Source organism: Fictibacillus sp. NRS-1165 (genome assembly GCF_050468105.1).
Lineage (GTDB): Bacteria > Bacillota > Bacilli > Bacillales > Fictibacillaceae > Fictibacillus_C > Fictibacillus_C terrinigri.
This window is the reverse complement of the sequence record NZ_JBDPNU010000025.1, coordinates 266,646-281,166: the sequence shown is the minus strand read 5'-3', so window position 1 is coordinate 281,166 and position 14,521 is coordinate 266,646. Positions and strand designations below refer to the sequence as shown.

Below are 14,521 nucleotides of genomic sequence, written 5' to 3'. Positions count from 1 at the left end.
AGCTCCTGTCCTCTTTATTCCATCGTCTCTTGAAACTTTGAAAAAAACAGATCCGCTTCCTCTTCGATGGACTGATCGTTCACCTGTTCAGGCAGCGGAGGAAGTTCCTGTAATGATTTTAGGCCGAAATGCTCCAAAAAGTTTTTAGTTGTTCCATAAAGAATGGCCCGCCCGGTTCCTTCTGCACGGCCTGTTTCAGTGATAAGGCCTTTTGTGGAGAGCGTCTGCAGCGGCTTTTCGGTCTTCACTCCTCTGACTTCCTCAATCTCAGCCCGTGTAATCGGCTGTTTATAGGCGATGATGGCAAGAGTTTCCAAAGCAGCCTGAGATAGACTGGCGTGGGAGGGAGCAGACACAAGCCGTTCATAATAAGCTGCATGCTCTCGCTTTGTGACAAACTGGAAGGAACCGGCGATCTCTATGATTTCCATGCCTCTCTCTTCAGATTTGTAGCTCTGGATCAGCTCAACAAGCAGTTCTTCGACCGAAGCCACGGTGATCTGCAGAACGTCGGCGATCTGCTTTTTGTCAATGCCCTCCTCTCCTGATACAAATATTAGTCCCTCAATGACTGCTTTATGTTCTGCTGATTGACTCAAACTTCATTCTCCTTTGTTGCATAAATAAAAATTTCACTAAAATTGTTTTCCTGTTCACACGTCACATCTTTTGTCTTCATGAGCTCAAGAACCGCAAGAAACGTTATGACGAGCTGTTCCCTGTTTGATGACGCAAACAGTTCCGAGAATTTTCTCCTGCCCGAAGAACGGATATCATTTATTATCTGCTTCATCCTTGTCTCGATCGGTATCTCCTGTCGTTCAATCGTTGTTCTTCTTGGCGCCTTCTCCAGCTTTTTCGTAAAAATCTTCTGCATTGCCGCGAGCATGTCATAGATCGTAACGTTAGCTACGGGATTAACATCTTCTTCCTGACTCTCATAATATGTCAGATCCATAGCCTCTCTTGTAAAGATCATGCTTCTGGCCGTTTCTTTCTCTTTCAGGCCGACGGCAGCCTGCTTGAATTTCCGGTATTCTATAAGCCTGCGGACGAGGTCTTCCCTTGGATCCTCATCCATCTCGATCTCCATCTGCTGATCAAAATCCTGTACCTCCTGTTTGGGAAGGAGCATCTTGCTCTTGATGGCGAGCAGCGTTGCCGCCATGACGAGGTACTCGCTGGCCACGTCCAGTTTTAATTCCTGCATCGTATGTATATAGTTCATATATTGTTCTGTAATCGCAGCAACAGGTATATCGTATATATCAATCTCGTACGAAGTGATCAGATGCAGAAGGAGATCGAGCGGCCCTTCAAATGCATCGACTTTCACGCTATACTTCATAGTAGTAACCCCTGTAGTCAAATTCTTTATCGTACCGGAATTATACCATATTTTAAACGCAGTTCCTTTTAAGCATTTCAAAAATTTTAGTAAGATATATGTAGAAGAGAAACAAGGAGGCCATTTCATGTACCCGGAAGCATACATCGAATATCTAACCTACTTCCATGGATCGAGGGACTTTTTCGAATGCCATGAAGTACTTGAAGAGCATTGGAAAGACGAAGGGCAGCATAACGGCGTGTGGGTCGGTCTGATCCAGATAGCGGTCTCCCTGTACCATCAGCGGAGAGGCAATTATAATGGCGCACTCCGGATGATGAAGAGCGCGATCGATAAACTGACTGTACATAAAGAGGAGATTGAGCGTCTGGGTCTTAAGTATGAGGCATTATTGGAAGTGCTTGGCAAACGATTGGATGAAATAGAACGGCTCGTTCCTTTTAGAGATGTTGACCTCCCTCTTGCGGATCCATTACTGATCAATCTTTGCTGTGAACGCATCGAAAAAGAAGGCTCGGTCTGGGGCAGAGAAAGCAATATGGATGATGAGCTAATCGTTCATAAACATAAGCTTCGTGACCGGAGCGAGGTGATCCGCGAACGGGAGGCTCAAAAAAAACTGCGGCTGAAAAAGAACAGCTGATCTTGCCAAAGAATGAATTTCCACCAAAAAACCCCCGGCTAACCGGGGGTTTTCTCTTGTTTTATTCTTCCCAAACTTTTACTTCTTTCATAACGTCGCCTTGCTTGATTCTTAAAACAGTATCCATGCCTTCAGTAACTTGTCCGAAAACAGTATGCACGCCGTTTAGGTGAGGCTGCGGCTCATGAACGATAAAGAATTGGCTTCCGCCTGTGTCTTTTCCAGCATGTGCCATAGAAAGTGAACCAGCTACGTGTTTGTGCGTGTTGCCGGCAGTTTCGCATTTGATCGTATAGCCAGGACCGCCTGCACCTGTTCCTGTTGGGTCTCCCCCTTGTGCTACGAAGCCTGGGATGACACGGTGGAACGTTACACCATTGTAGAATCCTTCGTTCGCTAATTTTTCAAAGTTAGCGACCGTACCAGGTGCTTCTTCTGGATAAAATTCGAGCATAATTTTTTCGCCGTTTTCAAATTCAATTGAACCTTTTTTCATTGAAATAACCTCCTGAATTCAACATACTCCATTATTTTATGCTTTTTTTGCCTCAGAGTCCAGCGAGGTCAGCTAGCACTTCTTAATTGCCGGCAAACACGCCATTCTTTAAAGGAAGATCCAGGCGTAAAAGGTCTTCATACGATTCTCTTCTAACGACGAGTCGGCCTTCTCCTTTTTCCGCGAACACGACTGCGGGTCTCGGAATGCGATTGTAATTGTTGGACATGGAATAGCCATAGGCACCCGTACAGAACACGGCCAGCAAGTCTCCGGTCCTTGCTTCAGGCAGTACGATATCCCAGATCAGCATATCTCCTGATTCACAGCATTTTCCAGCGATTGATACTTTTTTCGTCCCTTTTTCACCGGCCCTGTTCGCCAGCGCTGCTTCGTACTGCGCCTGATAAAGTGCAGGACGGATATTATCGCTCATGCCTCCATCCACCGCCACGTAGTGGCGAACAGAAGGAATTTCTTTTTGTGAGCCGACCGAGTAGATCGTCGTTCCTGCATCCCCTACAAGTGAACGGCCGGGTTCAATCCAGATCTCCGGTATCGGAAGAGAAGACGCTGCGGATAGCCTTGTAATCTCCCCTATCATCGCATCGATGTATTCTTTCGGTTCGAGCGGTTCATCTTCTTCTGTGTAGCGGATCCCAAAACCGCCTCCCAGATTTAAAACTACAGGAACGAACGAATATTTTTTATCCCAGTTCTGAAGAAACCCATAGAGTTTTTGAATGGCCAACACGAATCCCGCTGTCTCAAAGATTTGTGAACCGATATGGAAATGAACGCCCAAAAGGTTCAGATGGCGCGATTCAAGCGATTCGAGAACAGCCTCTTCCGCCTGCCCGTTCTGAAGGTCAAAACCAAATTTGGAATCCTCCTGTCCTGTGAGAATGTACTCATGGGTGTGTGCTTCAATTCCCGGAGTGATCCTCAGCAGGATGGATGTATCCTTGTTGTGCTGATTGCACAAGCTTTCAAGCATGCGGAGTTCATGAAAGTTATCGACGACAAAGCAACCGATGTCCGACTGAAGCGCGTATTGCAGTTCTTCATAGCTTTTGTTGTTTCCATGAAAATGGATCCGGTCCGCAGGGAAACCTGCCGAAAGCGCAGTGTAAAGTTCTCCTCCTGAAACGACATCCAGGCTCATCCCTTCCTCATCCATCAGCTGGACTTGCGCGAGACAGGAAAACGCTTTGCTTGCATATGCGACCTGTGCCTTGATCCCTTGATCCTCAAACGCCTTCTTGAAAGACCTCGCCCGCTGTCTGATCAGCTCCACATCATAAATGTAAAGCGGTGTACCATATTCATGCGCCAGCTGAACCGTGTCAACCCCGCCGATTGTTAAGTGGTTATCATCATTGATTGAACTTGTACCGTGTAAATACATGAAAGATTCTCCCCTCTGCTTTTCCATTAGAGATTCTGTTCCGACATAAAAATAAAGACAGCTAATGTAATAAGGTACATTAACTGTCTTATACCGTACCCCCATTTGCCGGAATAGTTCTCCACTGCGTGCATTGCAGTGACAGTCCGCTGTCTGTTCGGCAGCGACCCAGCATGAGGATGTATGGACCATCTTCACACTTCGGCAAATTGGCCTTTAAAATGATTTCTTCATGTCCATTCACTCCATCATCCTACTCATCCGCTTTGCGCCTCTACCCCATTATCAATAAATGAGGCATATCCAATTGTTATGAACAAATTTATCACAAATTTATTATTTCGGCAATACTTCTCAGGAAGTCGGCTGTTTTTTGCTGTTCTGTGGATGAACGATGCTCGGCCTGATATTTGAGAGCGGCACGGCGATCCTGATGACGATCTGCAGGAACGCTTTGGCGTTAAACGGAATGAATGGCCATAAGTAAGGAGTGTTCAGGTTTTTCATCGAACAGAGATAAAGGATTAAAACGGTAGATCCCCCTACAAGGCCTGGAACATGGAAGATGGCCGTCAAGATGAGCAGCAGCAGACGCAGCATCTTGTTGGCTATACTCAGCTCGTAGCTTGGAGTCGAGAATCCTCCAATCGCAGCCACAGCAACATAGAGAATTACTTCTGGAACGAAGAGCCCGACATCGATCGCGATCTGGCCGATCAATACGGCTGCTATCAATCCCATCGCCGTCGACAGCGGACTGGGTGTATGGATGGCCGCTACCCTCAGTATTTCTATCCCAATCTCAGCGAAGAGGATCTGAAGGAATAAGGGGATGTGCGTCGTCTTGTTCGGGCCGATAAAGTCTATGTTGGGGGGCAGAAGTCCATCCTGAGTGGCGTAGAGATACCATAGCGGCAGAAGCAGCAGCGAAGCGACGATCCCCGTGAATCGTACCCACCGGAGAAAGGCCCCTACCATAGGGGTCTGCCTGAACTCCTCTGCATGCTGAATATGATGGAAGTAAGTGGTCGGCGTAATGATGACCGATGGGCTTGTATCTGTAATAATCAGAACATGCCCTTCCATGAGATGCTGAGCAGCTACATCCGGCCTCTCCGTATAACGGACGAGGGGAAAGGGATCCCAGCCCTGCTTGAGAAGAAACTCTTCGATCGTCTTATCCGCCATTGGGATGCCATCGATGTTAATGCTCTGCAATTCTTGTTTTACGAGGTCGACGAGCCCCGGATCGGCGATGTCTTCAATATAGCAGATGCAGATGTCGGTCTTGGACCGCTCGCCGACCTGCATGATTTCATGCCGCAGCCGTTCATCCCTGATCCGCCTTCGGGTAAGGGCCGTATTGATGATGATATTTTCCGTGTATCCATCACGGGAGCCGCGGACGACCTTTTCAACGTCCGGTTCTTCCGGCTGTCTGCCAGGATAGCTACGTACGTCCACGATGAACGCTTGGTCCTCCCCTTCAAGAAAGACCGAAATCAATCCAGAAAGCATGCGGTCAATAGCGATCTCCAAATTATCGGTCAGTTCCACCTGCTGGTGAGACAGATGGTTATGAAGTACCTCTTTTACATTGGAGGGCGCACGATGCCCATGGTCCATATCCATGAGCTCTCTCATGATCTCAATAATAAATAGGCTGTCGCATAAACCTGTACAGTAATAGATCTGAACTTCTTTCTTCATTACGTACAGTTTTCTGACACCCACATCAAAGCTGATTCCGATTCCCAGCCGTTTTTTCAGCTGATGTTCGTTTTCTTGGATTTTTTTACTGATTGGTGTCTTCTGCTGTTCTTTCGATCCCTGCATGATAACCGCTCCTTTCTAAAATGGTCGCCACCGCCAGACTTGTGATCGGGGCTCCTTTTTCGACCGCGTCATGGCCGGCCATCTTTCCGATATCACCGATCCCGATGACCATCGGGAGGTTTAATTCGTCAAGAATATACACCGTGTCTCCGTTGATTCTTCCTGTCTCAATATCAGGAAGCCCGCTCTTGTCGATTCCGTATTCAGTAAAGGCCCCATAACGGTCGATGGAAAAATGGACTTTGGTCCATTCCGAATAACGGGTTTTGGATGCGACGGCTATCGCACCAAGCACTTCGATGTCCGGATGGCTGCACACGATTCTCATTGCGAGCTCTCCCGGGCCCTCCCCGCGAAACCCGCAATCATCGAACATGACGAGGACGGGATCGTACGGTGTCTGCAGGATCATTTTGACAAGCTGGTGCCCGCTAATTTTTGAAGGGTTCCCCCAGGACTGGGAAATACAGCGTCCACCTATTTTTCTGGCTACATGCTCTACTGCCCGCAGAGCATATAAATCTCCGTCTGTAATGAGGATGACACGCTTTTTTCCCACTGTTTTCACCCCTTAGGCTTAAAGATTAAAGCGACCAAAAAACCGAATAGAATAGCAGAAGAGATCCCGGCAGACGTCAGTTCAAAGATTCCCATGGCGATCCCGATAAAGCCATGATCTTCTGAAGATGCCATCGCACCGTGCAGCAGATTATGTCCAAAGCTCGTGATCGGAACAGTAGCTCCTCCGCCTGCAAATTTTATAAGATTATCATAAATGCCGAATGCATCCAGTGCAGCTCCCGCGACAACAAAGGAGCTGGTGACGTGTGCAGGGGTTAATTTAAACACATCCATCAGGATCTGGCCGACCACACAAATGGCGCCTCCCACTAAAAATGCCCAAAGATACTCCATTAGTTATGCCCCCCCTTTGTACTTTCAAGGACCACTCCATGAGCGATCGTAGGTATGGATTCCTTTTGCTGGATCATGGTCGGATTCAGGAGTGCCCCAGTGGCAACGACCAGAATCCGTTTCAAATGACCTGATTGGAGTTCTTTTACAAGATGGCCGTATGTTACGACTGCAGAACAGGCGCATCCGCTTCCCCCGGCGAACACTTCCTGATCCGGCCGATACACCATCAGTCCGCAATCTCTGTGGTTCTTTGAGATATCAACTCCTCGCTCACTTAAGAGCATCTTCACGATCGGGGCCCCGACTGCAGAAAGGTCCCCGGTTACGATTAAATCGTAGTAATCGGGGTCATTTCCTGTCTCTTTAAGATGAGCCGCGATGGTATCTGCTGCTGCTGGCGCCATCGCTGAGCCCATATCAAAAGGATCCTTGATCCCGAAGTCTTTTACTTTTCCGATCGTCGCAGCGGTTATTTTTATAGATGACGGTTCACTGCTGACGAGAGCGGCCCCTGCTCCTGTCACTGTGAATGTTGCGGTATCCGGTTTCTGTCCGCCATATTCAGTCGGGTACCGGAATTGGCGCTCTGCTGTTGCGTTATGTGAACTGACCGCTGCCACTACACGTTTGGCATATCCGCCGTCCACTAAAGCTGCACCAACTGCAAGAGATTCCATCGAAGTGGAACATGCACCGAAGACACCTAGAAACGGGATCTCATTGGTTCTAGCTGCGTAGTTCGCGGTTACGACTTGATTAAGGAGATCGCCGGCAAGGAAAAAGTTAATATCCGTGTTCTTCAATTTCGCCTTTTTCAAACAGCTTTCGATCGAATCTTCCATCAATCGCCGTTCTGCCAGTTCCCAGTTCTTCTCGTTGCAATGAAGATCGTTGTATTTCACGTCAAACATCGCTCCGAGCGGCCCCTCGCTTTCCATGGGCCCTGCAGCCGTTCCCGTTGAATTTAAATAAACCTCATCTCCAAATTTCCATGTTTGCCTGCCGAGAAGTTTCATACCCATCGTTCCTTTACATTAAAATTTTAAATGCGTACCGGATCATTCCGAAGATATAAGCGGATACAGCTCCGAAAACAATAACAGCCCCCGCCAGTTTGAACAGATTCGTAGCGATACCAAGGACAATGCCTTCACTCTTATGTTCCAGAGCAGCACTCGTCACAGCGTTGGCGAATCCAGTTACCGGAACTGCCGATCCTGCTCCTCCGAATTGTCCGATCTTGTCATACACGCCAATGCCTGTCAGCAAAGCTGAGATGAGGATCAGCGTGGCTGCAGTTGGATTGCCTGCTGTCTGTTCATTAAAATTAAAATAGGTCATATAAAACTTCTGGAGGGCTTCTCCTATAATGCAGATGAACCCTCCCACTAAAAAGGCCTTCAGACAGTTCAAAAAATACGGTGGTTTTGGTTGCAAAGGCTTGATCTTTTCTGCGTAAGCCTGCTGCTGTTCTTTATTCGACATCATCTTTTCTCCTATCTTATTGATTTACGTATACTATCCAATGAAACAAAGAGCCCAGCACTTTTCCTAAAACAATCGCCATGATGATTACCAGAAGCTTTTCTCCAAATCCAATCCTTTTTGCCAGGATCGGAAGGACATTCAATACTTCCGTCAGTGCGGCTGCGAGCATTCCTATAAACACACCGCTGAAGAGCCCGATCGCGATAAGCAGCATCGGCGAGCAATGAAAAGAAGCATTCCGCAAGTTCAGCCAACCGCCGATCACTGCCCCCAACACAACACTCCATTCATACGCGCGTATAAAACAGTACGTTTTACTCAGCTGCATCAGGCGGGGAATAATTCCGAGAACGGTTAGAAAAGCAACAACCCCAGAACCAACCGCAATGCCTCCGCCAAATCCGATGAACGCAAGGAACAGACTCTTAATCCCCATGAATCTTCTTCTCGGTTTCTTTGTTCTCATGAATAATGACATACTGGTCAAGGTCCTGCTGGTACTTAAACATCTCTACTTCCAGCGGGCTTGGTTCTTCGTTCAGTCTCTTTTTGAACACATGGTTAAAAAATAAGACCATCCCGAGCCCAAGACCAAAAGAATAAGGGATCTGCAGAAGGAGCGGCTGACTATTATAACTGCCGGTAATCATGTGATAGATCTTTTGATGGACGATCTGCATACTCACATCTTCATGGAAGTTCATGATTGCGAGAGCTGAACCGATAAATAGGAGCAGCCAAACGAGTACAAAATAGACTGCCGCCATCTTTTTCTTCTTAAACTGGATCTCCAGTATCGTCTGGGCGGGACCGACCGTTTGGACCTCGCAATTCGGCAGCACCTCCCATATCTGTTTAACTACCTTCATCACATCAATAACAACCAAGTGCTTATCCGCCGGTTTAACCTGATAAATGACCAGGTCCTTCAGCTTTTTGAAAGCTGAAGGAGATGCGACGATTTGTGCGACCGTTTCAAGTGTAACGGGCTGCTGAAGAACAACCTGAACCTTTTGTCTCATGCGTATGTAAACAGTAGATTCCTGCATGGTTGTACCTCCTGATTATCTTCGACATACGTTTTTAGTATGTATTTGGTAAAGTTGTCTCATTCTTCATCCGATGATTATCCATCAATTCCCAAAAAGAAAAGCGCAGGCGCCTTGCTAATGTCCGACAAGCTCCAGCAATACGCTTTTTTGTGTTGAGGGGTATGAGTGAAGCCACCTTGAGGACAGCTAAGTCAATTCATTCAAAAAGAAAAGCCAGATGGACTGTTAATCCATCTGGCTCTTCATCTGAGCTAATATTTTCTTTTCAAGGCGGGAGACTTGCACTTGTGATATTCCAAGGCGTTCAGCTACTTCCGACTGTGTCTGGTCTTTGTAGTAACGGAGGTACACGATGACCCGCTCCCTTTCGTCCAGGGATTCAATGGCTTCCTGCAGCGTGATCTTATCAAACCACTTGTTCTCGGCCGTATCAGCGATCTGGTCGAGGAGAGTGATGGGATCTCCGTCGTTTTCATAAACGGTTTCGTGGATCGACGTAGGTGCACGCACTGCTTCCTGTGCAAGCACAACTTCCTCAACCGTGATGTCCAGTTTTTCAGCAACCTCGTTAACAGTCGGTGTCCTGCCGAGCACTTTTGCAAGCTCATCCTTCGCTTTTCTTACTTTGTTCCCCATTTCCTTCAAGGACCTGCTGACCTTAACTGTTCCATCATCCCGGATGAACCGCTGGATCTCTCCGATGATCATAGGAACGGCATACGTGGAAAAGCGGACATCATAACTCAAGTCAAACTTATCCACTGATTTCAGAAGGCCGATGCTTCCGATTTGAAAAAGGTCGTCAGGTTCGTATCCCCTGTTGATAAAACGCTGTACAACAGACCAGACAAGGCGCATGTTTTTCTCCACGATCAGGTCTCGGGCAGACTGGTCGCCTCCCTGGCTTCGTTTGATCAGTAACTTGATTTCCTCATCCTTAAAGAACGATTCATTCTTACCGCCTTTAACCTCGACATCCATAAGGCATACTCCTTAATTGATAACCGCTTTATTTTTTGCCAGGAATTTAGTCAAGTGAATCGTGGTGCCATAGGAAGGTTCGGAGATCACTTCCACCTCGTCCATAAAATTCTCCATGATTGTAAAGCCCATACCAGAACGTTCAAGCTCCGGCTTAGAGGTGAACAATGGCTGTCTCGCCTCATCCAGGTCTTGAATTCCAATCCCTTTATCCCTAATCGTCAGTTTCACCATATCCTCGTCAAGAACCGCTTCAATGTATACAATTCCATCCGCTCGGTTTTCGTATCCATGAATGATCGCGTTGGTCACCGCTTCAGAGACGACGGTCTTAATCTCGGTCAGTTCATCCACCGTCGGATCAAGCTGGGCTATGAACGCAGCAACAGTTACCCTGGCGAACGATTCATTCTGGCTCAGTGCCGAAAACTGAATTTTCATTTCGTTTCTCATGTTAAGCCACCCCCAATGTTTGTAGGGCATACTCTTCGTTTTCTTCCAGCCTGATGATCTTAAAAAGGCCAGACATATCGAATAAACGCTTGACCGCCGGAGAGATTGCACAGACCACCATCTCGCCGTGATTGCTCTTGATCTGCTTATACCTTCCAAGGATTACGCCAAGTCCTGAGCTGTCCATAAAAGCCAGCCCTTCAAGGTTCAGCATAATATGTTCAATATTTTTATTCTTTAAAATATCATCAACCTTCGTCCTCAGTTCATCAGCAGTATGATGGTCAAGTTCACCTTCGAGGCGAATACATAATACGGTATGCTTAATTTCCAGCCCGATGTTAAGACTCAACTTTCTCTCCTCCTTTTTCTTGATGTAAAAATGTTTCGATAGCAAAAGGACGAAATCCTCCACTGTTACAAAACTAGTGCGATTTCGTCCATATTAGTCAATTCATGCATTATTTCGATTGTGCCATGTGGCCGATCGTCCGTTTGAATAAGCTCCACCATGAAGCGCTCTTTACATTTTCCGATGCAAGCAGCGGGCTTTTGGTGATTGTCTTCCCATCCTTAACAATGCTCAGCATTCCGACTTGCTCGCCTTTTTTAATCGGCATTTTTAAATCTGGCATGACAGTAACCTTTGGAATGACTTTGTTTTCTTTTTCACCGCGCTTGGACAGGATAGAAATGCTTTCAGAAGTAACAACGGCTAGGTTCTGCTTGTTTGCCTTCTGAATTTTGACCTGTTTCACGATTTGATGGCGGTCAAATAATTTTTTTGTTGCGTACTGAGAAAATGCATAGTCGAACATGGATGTGATCTGCTTGTTTCGTTCTTTTGGATTGGGTGCTCCCATTACGACCGCGATGACACGCATGTCATGCTTTTTAGCTGTCGCGGTCAGGCAGTATTTGGCCTCTTGAGTGAATCCGGTCTTTAAACCATCTGTTCCCGGATAAAATTTAACGAGTCTGTTCGTGTTCACAAGCCAGAATTTGTTCGGTGTGTTTTGGCGAAGGTATTGCTCATACTGGCCTGTATATTTTGTGATTTCTTCATGCTTCAGAAGTTCTTTGCCCATGATCGCCATATCATGAGCGGATGAATAATGGCCCGCTGCAGGCAGCCCGGTCACATTTTTAAAGAAGGTATCATTAAGCCCCAGCTGTTTTGCTTTTTTGTTCATCATATCGACAAAGGAAGATTCGGATCCGCCGACTTTCTCAGCCATCGCAACGGATGCATCATTGGCGCTGCCGATCGCAATTCCTTTCATCAGATCATGCACGGTCATCTCTTCGCCCGGTTCAAGGAAAATTTGGGATCCACCCATGGAAGCGGCATACTCGCTGACCCGGACAGGATCGGTCAGTTTGATTTTACCGGAATCCAGCGTTTCCATGATTAGAATCATCGTCATAATTTTCGTCATGCTTGCAGGCGGCAATTTTTTGTGGCTGTTTTTATCAAATAATACCGTCCCTGTATCACGCTCTATTAAAATGGCAGATGATGCATTTGGAGCCAGCGATAATGTTTTTTCAGCAGCGAACGTTCGCCCTCCGCCTGCAGACAGCAGTAGCGCCATGGCAACTGCAACCATTATGTATCGTTTCATTGCATTTTCCCTCCAATTCATGATACCCCTATTTTTTCCATTAATTTTGGGTTTATACAAAAGAAGGAAGAAAACAAAAAAGGATCATCCAAAAAAGGATGATCCCAAACCGTTCATTATTCTTTGATCTCTTTGTAAACAAGTGTTGGTGCAGCAGCTTTTCCCGCAGATACGGTATATGCGGCATGGATTTTATCTTCAACCGCTTTCACGTCTTCAGTGTTGCTGTAGATTGTCACAAGCGGTTCACCGGCAGCAACCGGCTCTCCAACTTTCTTTTTCAGCATCAATCCAACTGCTAAATCAATTTGAGATTCTTTAGTCGCACGGCCTGCACCCAGAAGCATGGCAGCTGTTCCGATTTCGTTCGCAACAATCTCGGATACATATCCATCCTGTTTCGCTTCCACTTCAAACGTATATTTTGCCTGCGGAAGCTTAGAAGGATCATCTACAACCGATGCATCTCCGCCTTGTGCACTTAAGAAAGTTTTTAGCTGATCTAACGCTTTGCCGTTCGTCATGACTTTTTTTAATTTTGTTCGTGCTTCTTCAAGGGAATCCGCCTGCTTTGCCAGATACACCATATGGCTTCCTAGCGTAAGGCAAAGCTCTTCAAGATCTTTAGGGCCTTCCCCTTTTAACGTATCGATCGCTTCTTTTACTTCCAGCGCATTTCCGATGGCAAACCCTAATGGCTGGCTCATGTCAGAGATGACAGCCATTGTGTTTCGTCCTACAGCATTACCGATCTGAACCATCGCTTTTGCCAGTTTTTCTGCTTCTTCAACCGTCTTCATAAAAGCGCCAGCGCCCGTTTTCACATCAAGGACGATTGCATCCGCACCCGCCGCGATCTTTTTGCTCATGATCGAGCTTGCGATCAACGGGATCGAGTTAACCGTTGCCGTAACATCTCGCAAGCCATAAAGTTTTTTGTCCGCAGGAGTCAAGTTGCCGCTTTGTCCGATAACCGCTACTTTATTTTTATTGACAAGGGAGATGAATTCTTCGTTGTCGATCTCTACGTGGAACCCTGGCACCGCTTCAAGCTTGTCGATCGTTCCTCCAGTATGGCCTAGGCCTCGGCCGGACATTTTAGCGACAGGCACATTCAAAGCGGCAACTAACGGAGCCAGTACTAAAGTTGTTGTATCCCCCACACCGCCTGTAGAGTGTTTATCCACTTTAATTCCTTCAATCGCAGACAAATCAATCTGGTCTCCAGACTCTACCATCGCAAGGGTAAAGTTTGCACGCTCTTCAGTCGTCATGTCCTGGAAATAGACGGCCATCGCAAAGGCTGCCATCTGGTAATCAGGCACGGTTCCGTTTGTATAGTTTGTAATGATAAAATTAATTTCTTCCTTTGTTAATTCTTTTCCGTCTCTTTTCTTTTCAATCAAATCGACCATTCTCATATTCAAACACCGCTTTCCCTACAAAGTAACATTTTTGACTAATTCTTTAACTAAGTTGATAAATTTCGGTTTCGTACGGTTGGCAACTGCCACTACTTGCTCGTGTGTGAGAGGTTCGAGCTCATCAGCGATGGCCATGTCCGTGATACAGGAAATGCCGATCACTTTCATGCCCATATGGCTTGCTACGATCACTTCAGGTACAGTAGACATTCCAATTGCATCCCCGCCTACTGTACGCAGCATGCGGAGCTCGGCCTTGGTCATGTAGGTCGGGCCTGTGATACCGGCGTAAACTCCCTGCTGCACGTTAATGCCGAGGCTGGCTGCAGTCTCTTTTGTAAATTGTACAAGCTCAGGTGTATAAGCTGTACTCATGTCCGGGAAACGAGGCCCGAGCTCTGCGTCGTTTGGCCCGATCAGCGGGTTCGCTCCTGTCATGTTCAAATGATCGTCAATGATCATGAGATCGCCGGCTGAAAACTCAGGGTTCATGCCTCCGCACGCATTCGTCACGATTAAAAGCTTTACGCCAAGCCCCTTCATCACCCGAACAGGGAACGTAACATCCTGCATGCTGTATCCTTCATAGAAATGAAACCTTCCTTGCATCGCTACAACGGTTTTGCCGTTGAGTCTACCTACAACAAGCCTTCCTGCATGCCCTTCTACCGTCGAAACAGGAAAATGCGGGATATCACTGTAATCAATATGAACCGGATTTTCGATTTCGTCTGCCAGTTCTCCAAGGCCGGAACCAAGAATTAATCCAATTTCAGGTGCAGCCTTTTCAGCCTTAGACTGAATCGTGCTCACTGCTTCATTTATTTTTGATAATAGAGTAGCCAT

At 46.8% G+C, this 14,521-nt stretch carries 18 protein-coding genes and 1 riboswitch; of the genes, 1 reads left to right on the top strand and 17 read right to left on the bottom strand.

Going from position 1 to position 14,521, the window contains the following annotated elements:
* Positions 1-14: 14 nt before the first annotated feature.
* Together scpB and ABHN01_RS12145 are read right to left on the bottom strand one after the other, a co-directional pair.
* Positions 15-599 carry an SMC-Scp complex subunit ScpB gene (gene scpB, locus ABHN01_RS12150; RefSeq protein ID WP_429875742.1) on the bottom strand — a complete coding sequence of 195 codons (585 nt, stop codon included), beginning with the start codon at positions 597-599 and terminating at the stop codon, positions 15-17.
* Positions 596-1,348, bottom strand: coding sequence for a segregation/condensation protein A (locus tag ABHN01_RS12145; protein ID WP_429875741.1), 753 nt, complete (start codon positions 1,346-1,348; stop codon positions 596-598). Before ABHN01_RS12145 ends, scpB begins: the two co-directional genes overlap by 4 nt.
* Before the next feature lie 127 nt (positions 1,349-1,475).
* Here ABHN01_RS12145 and ABHN01_RS12140 point away from each other — a divergent pair, with 127 nt between their 5' ends.
* Positions 1,476-1,994 carry a DUF309 domain-containing protein gene (locus tag ABHN01_RS12140; RefSeq protein WP_429875740.1) on the top strand — a complete coding sequence of 173 codons (519 nt, stop codon included), beginning with the start codon at positions 1,476-1,478 and terminating at the stop codon, positions 1,992-1,994.
* A gap of 61 nt (positions 1,995-2,055) precedes the next feature.
* On the opposite strand, the gene ABHN01_RS12135 is transcribed toward ABHN01_RS12140, so the two are convergent.
* The 15 genes from ABHN01_RS12135 to ABHN01_RS12065 all read right to left on the bottom strand — a co-directional run bounded on the left by ABHN01_RS12135 (position 2,056) and on the right by ABHN01_RS12065 (position 14,521).
* The gene (locus tag ABHN01_RS12135) at positions 2,056-2,490 is read right to left on the bottom strand and encodes a peptidylprolyl isomerase (protein WP_429875739.1); all 435 of its coding nucleotides are present in this window, start codon (positions 2,488-2,490) and stop codon (positions 2,056-2,058) included.
* An 82-nt stretch (positions 2,491-2,572) separates the two neighbouring features.
* Positions 2,573-3,898 carry a diaminopimelate decarboxylase gene (gene lysA / locus ABHN01_RS12130; protein WP_429875738.1) on the bottom strand — a complete coding sequence of 442 codons (1,326 nt, stop codon included), beginning with the start codon at positions 3,896-3,898 and terminating at the stop codon, positions 2,573-2,575.
* A gap of 106 nt (positions 3,899-4,004) precedes the next feature.
* A riboswitch (Lysine riboswitch) is annotated at positions 4,005-4,183 on the bottom strand.
* 69 nt (positions 4,184-4,252) lie between these two features.
* The gene (locus ABHN01_RS12125) at positions 4,253-5,734 is read right to left on the bottom strand and encodes a spore germination protein (protein WP_429875737.1); all 1,482 of its coding nucleotides are present in this window, start codon (positions 5,732-5,734) and stop codon (positions 4,253-4,255) included.
* Positions 5,694-6,293: a stage V sporulation protein AE gene (locus tag ABHN01_RS12120; protein WP_429875736.1), complete on the bottom strand. Its 600-nt coding sequence runs from the start codon at positions 6,291-6,293 to the stop codon at positions 5,694-5,696. Before ABHN01_RS12120 ends, ABHN01_RS12125 begins: the two co-directional genes overlap by 41 nt.
* A 5-nt stretch (positions 6,294-6,298) precedes the next feature.
* Positions 6,299-6,649 (bottom strand): stage V sporulation protein AE, encoded by a 351-nt coding sequence (gene spoVAE / locus ABHN01_RS12115; RefSeq protein ID WP_429875735.1) that lies wholly within the window; start codon positions 6,647-6,649, stop codon positions 6,299-6,301.
* Positions 6,649-7,668: a stage V sporulation protein AD gene (gene spoVAD, locus ABHN01_RS12110; RefSeq protein WP_429875734.1), complete on the bottom strand. Its 1,020-nt coding sequence runs from the start codon at positions 7,666-7,668 to the stop codon at positions 6,649-6,651. The genes spoVAE and spoVAD overlap by 1 nt, the downstream gene beginning before the upstream one ends.
* Positions 7,669-7,681: 13 nt before the next feature.
* Positions 7,682-8,140: a stage V sporulation protein AC gene (spoVAC, locus tag ABHN01_RS12105; protein WP_429875733.1), complete on the bottom strand. Its 459-nt coding sequence runs from the start codon at positions 8,138-8,140 to the stop codon at positions 7,682-7,684.
* A 13-nt stretch (positions 8,141-8,153) separates the two neighbouring features.
* Entirely contained in the window at positions 8,154-8,576 is a 423-nt protein-coding gene (locus ABHN01_RS12100) for a stage V sporulation protein AB (RefSeq protein WP_429875732.1), read from the bottom strand.
* Positions 8,566-9,189: a stage V sporulation protein AA gene (locus ABHN01_RS12095; RefSeq protein ID WP_429875731.1), complete on the bottom strand. Its 624-nt coding sequence runs from the start codon at positions 9,187-9,189 to the stop codon at positions 8,566-8,568. The genes ABHN01_RS12100 and ABHN01_RS12095 overlap by 11 nt, the downstream gene beginning before the upstream one ends.
* Before the next feature lie 228 nt (positions 9,190-9,417).
* Complete coding sequence (gene sigF, locus ABHN01_RS12090) at positions 9,418-10,173, bottom strand: RNA polymerase sporulation sigma factor SigF (protein ID WP_429875730.1); 756 nt, start codon at positions 10,171-10,173, stop codon at positions 9,418-9,420.
* 12 nt (positions 10,174-10,185) lie between these two features.
* A complete protein-coding gene (gene spoIIAB / locus ABHN01_RS12085; protein WP_429875729.1) occupies positions 10,186-10,626 on the bottom strand; it encodes an anti-sigma F factor in 441 nt (146 codons plus the stop codon).
* A gap of 1 nt (position 10,627) precedes the next feature.
* A complete protein-coding gene (gene spoIIAA / locus ABHN01_RS12080; protein WP_290400748.1) occupies positions 10,628-10,978 on the bottom strand; it encodes an anti-sigma F factor antagonist in 351 nt (116 codons plus the stop codon).
* A gap of 109 nt (positions 10,979-11,087) precedes the next feature.
* Complete coding sequence (locus ABHN01_RS12075) at positions 11,088-12,251, bottom strand: D-alanyl-D-alanine carboxypeptidase family protein (protein ID WP_429875728.1); 1,164 nt, start codon at positions 12,249-12,251, stop codon at positions 11,088-11,090.
* Between the two features lie 116 nt (positions 12,252-12,367).
* Positions 12,368-13,672, bottom strand: a complete 1,305-nt coding sequence (locus tag ABHN01_RS12070) for a pyrimidine-nucleoside phosphorylase (protein ID WP_429875833.1) — start codon at positions 13,670-13,672, stop codon at positions 12,368-12,370.
* Between the two features lie 18 nt (positions 13,673-13,690).
* Entirely contained in the window at positions 13,691-14,521 is an 831-nt protein-coding gene (locus ABHN01_RS12065) for a purine-nucleoside phosphorylase (RefSeq protein WP_290400751.1), read from the bottom strand.

Excerpts from the sequence above, each read along its gene's own strand:
- ABHN01_RS12145 (WP_429875741.1), bottom strand. The coding sequence starts at position 1,348 with ATGAAGTATAGCGTGAAAGTCGATGCATTTGAAGGGCCGCTCGATCTC.
- ABHN01_RS12140 (WP_429875740.1), top strand. The coding sequence starts at position 1,476 with ATGTACCCGGAAGCATACATCGAATATCTAACCTACTTCCATGGATCG.
- ABHN01_RS12135 (WP_429875739.1), bottom strand. The coding sequence starts at position 2,490 with ATGAAAAAAGGTTCAATTGAATTTGAAAACGGCGAAAAAATTATGCTC.
- lysA (WP_429875738.1), bottom strand. The coding sequence starts at position 3,898 with ATGTATTTACACGGTACAAGTTCAATCAATGATGATAACCACTTAACA.
- ABHN01_RS12125 (WP_429875737.1), bottom strand. The coding sequence starts at position 5,734 with ATGCAGGGATCGAAAGAACAGCAGAAGACACCAATCAGTAAAAAAATC.
- spoVAE (WP_429875735.1), bottom strand. The coding sequence starts at position 6,649 with ATGGAGTATCTTTGGGCATTTTTAGTGGGAGGCGCCATTTGTGTGGTC.
- spoVAD (WP_429875734.1), bottom strand. The coding sequence starts at position 7,668 with ATGAAACTTCTCGGCAGGCAAACATGGAAATTTGGAGATGAGGTTTAT.
- spoVAC (WP_429875733.1), bottom strand. The coding sequence starts at position 8,140 with ATGATGTCGAATAAAGAACAGCAGCAGGCTTACGCAGAAAAGATCAAG.
- ABHN01_RS12100 (WP_429875732.1), bottom strand. The coding sequence starts at position 8,576 with ATGGGGATTAAGAGTCTGTTCCTTGCGTTCATCGGATTTGGCGGAGGC.
- ABHN01_RS12095 (WP_429875731.1), bottom strand. The coding sequence starts at position 9,189 with ATGCAGGAATCTACTGTTTACATACGCATGAGACAAAAGGTTCAGGTT.
- sigF (WP_429875730.1), bottom strand. The coding sequence starts at position 10,173 with ATGGATGTCGAGGTTAAAGGCGGTAAGAATGAATCGTTCTTTAAGGAT.
- spoIIAB (WP_429875729.1), bottom strand. The coding sequence starts at position 10,626 with ATGAGAAACGAAATGAAAATTCAGTTTTCGGCACTGAGCCAGAATGAA.
- ABHN01_RS12075 (WP_429875728.1), bottom strand. The coding sequence starts at position 12,251 with ATGAAACGATACATAATGGTTGCAGTTGCCATGGCGCTACTGCTGTCT.
- ABHN01_RS12070 (WP_429875833.1), bottom strand. The coding sequence starts at position 13,672 with ATGAGAATGGTCGATTTGATTGAAAAGAAAAGAGACGGAAAAGAATTA.
- ABHN01_RS12065 (WP_290400751.1), bottom strand. The coding sequence starts at position 14,521 with ATGGCTACTCTATTATCAAAAATAAATGAAGCAGTGAGCACGATTCAG.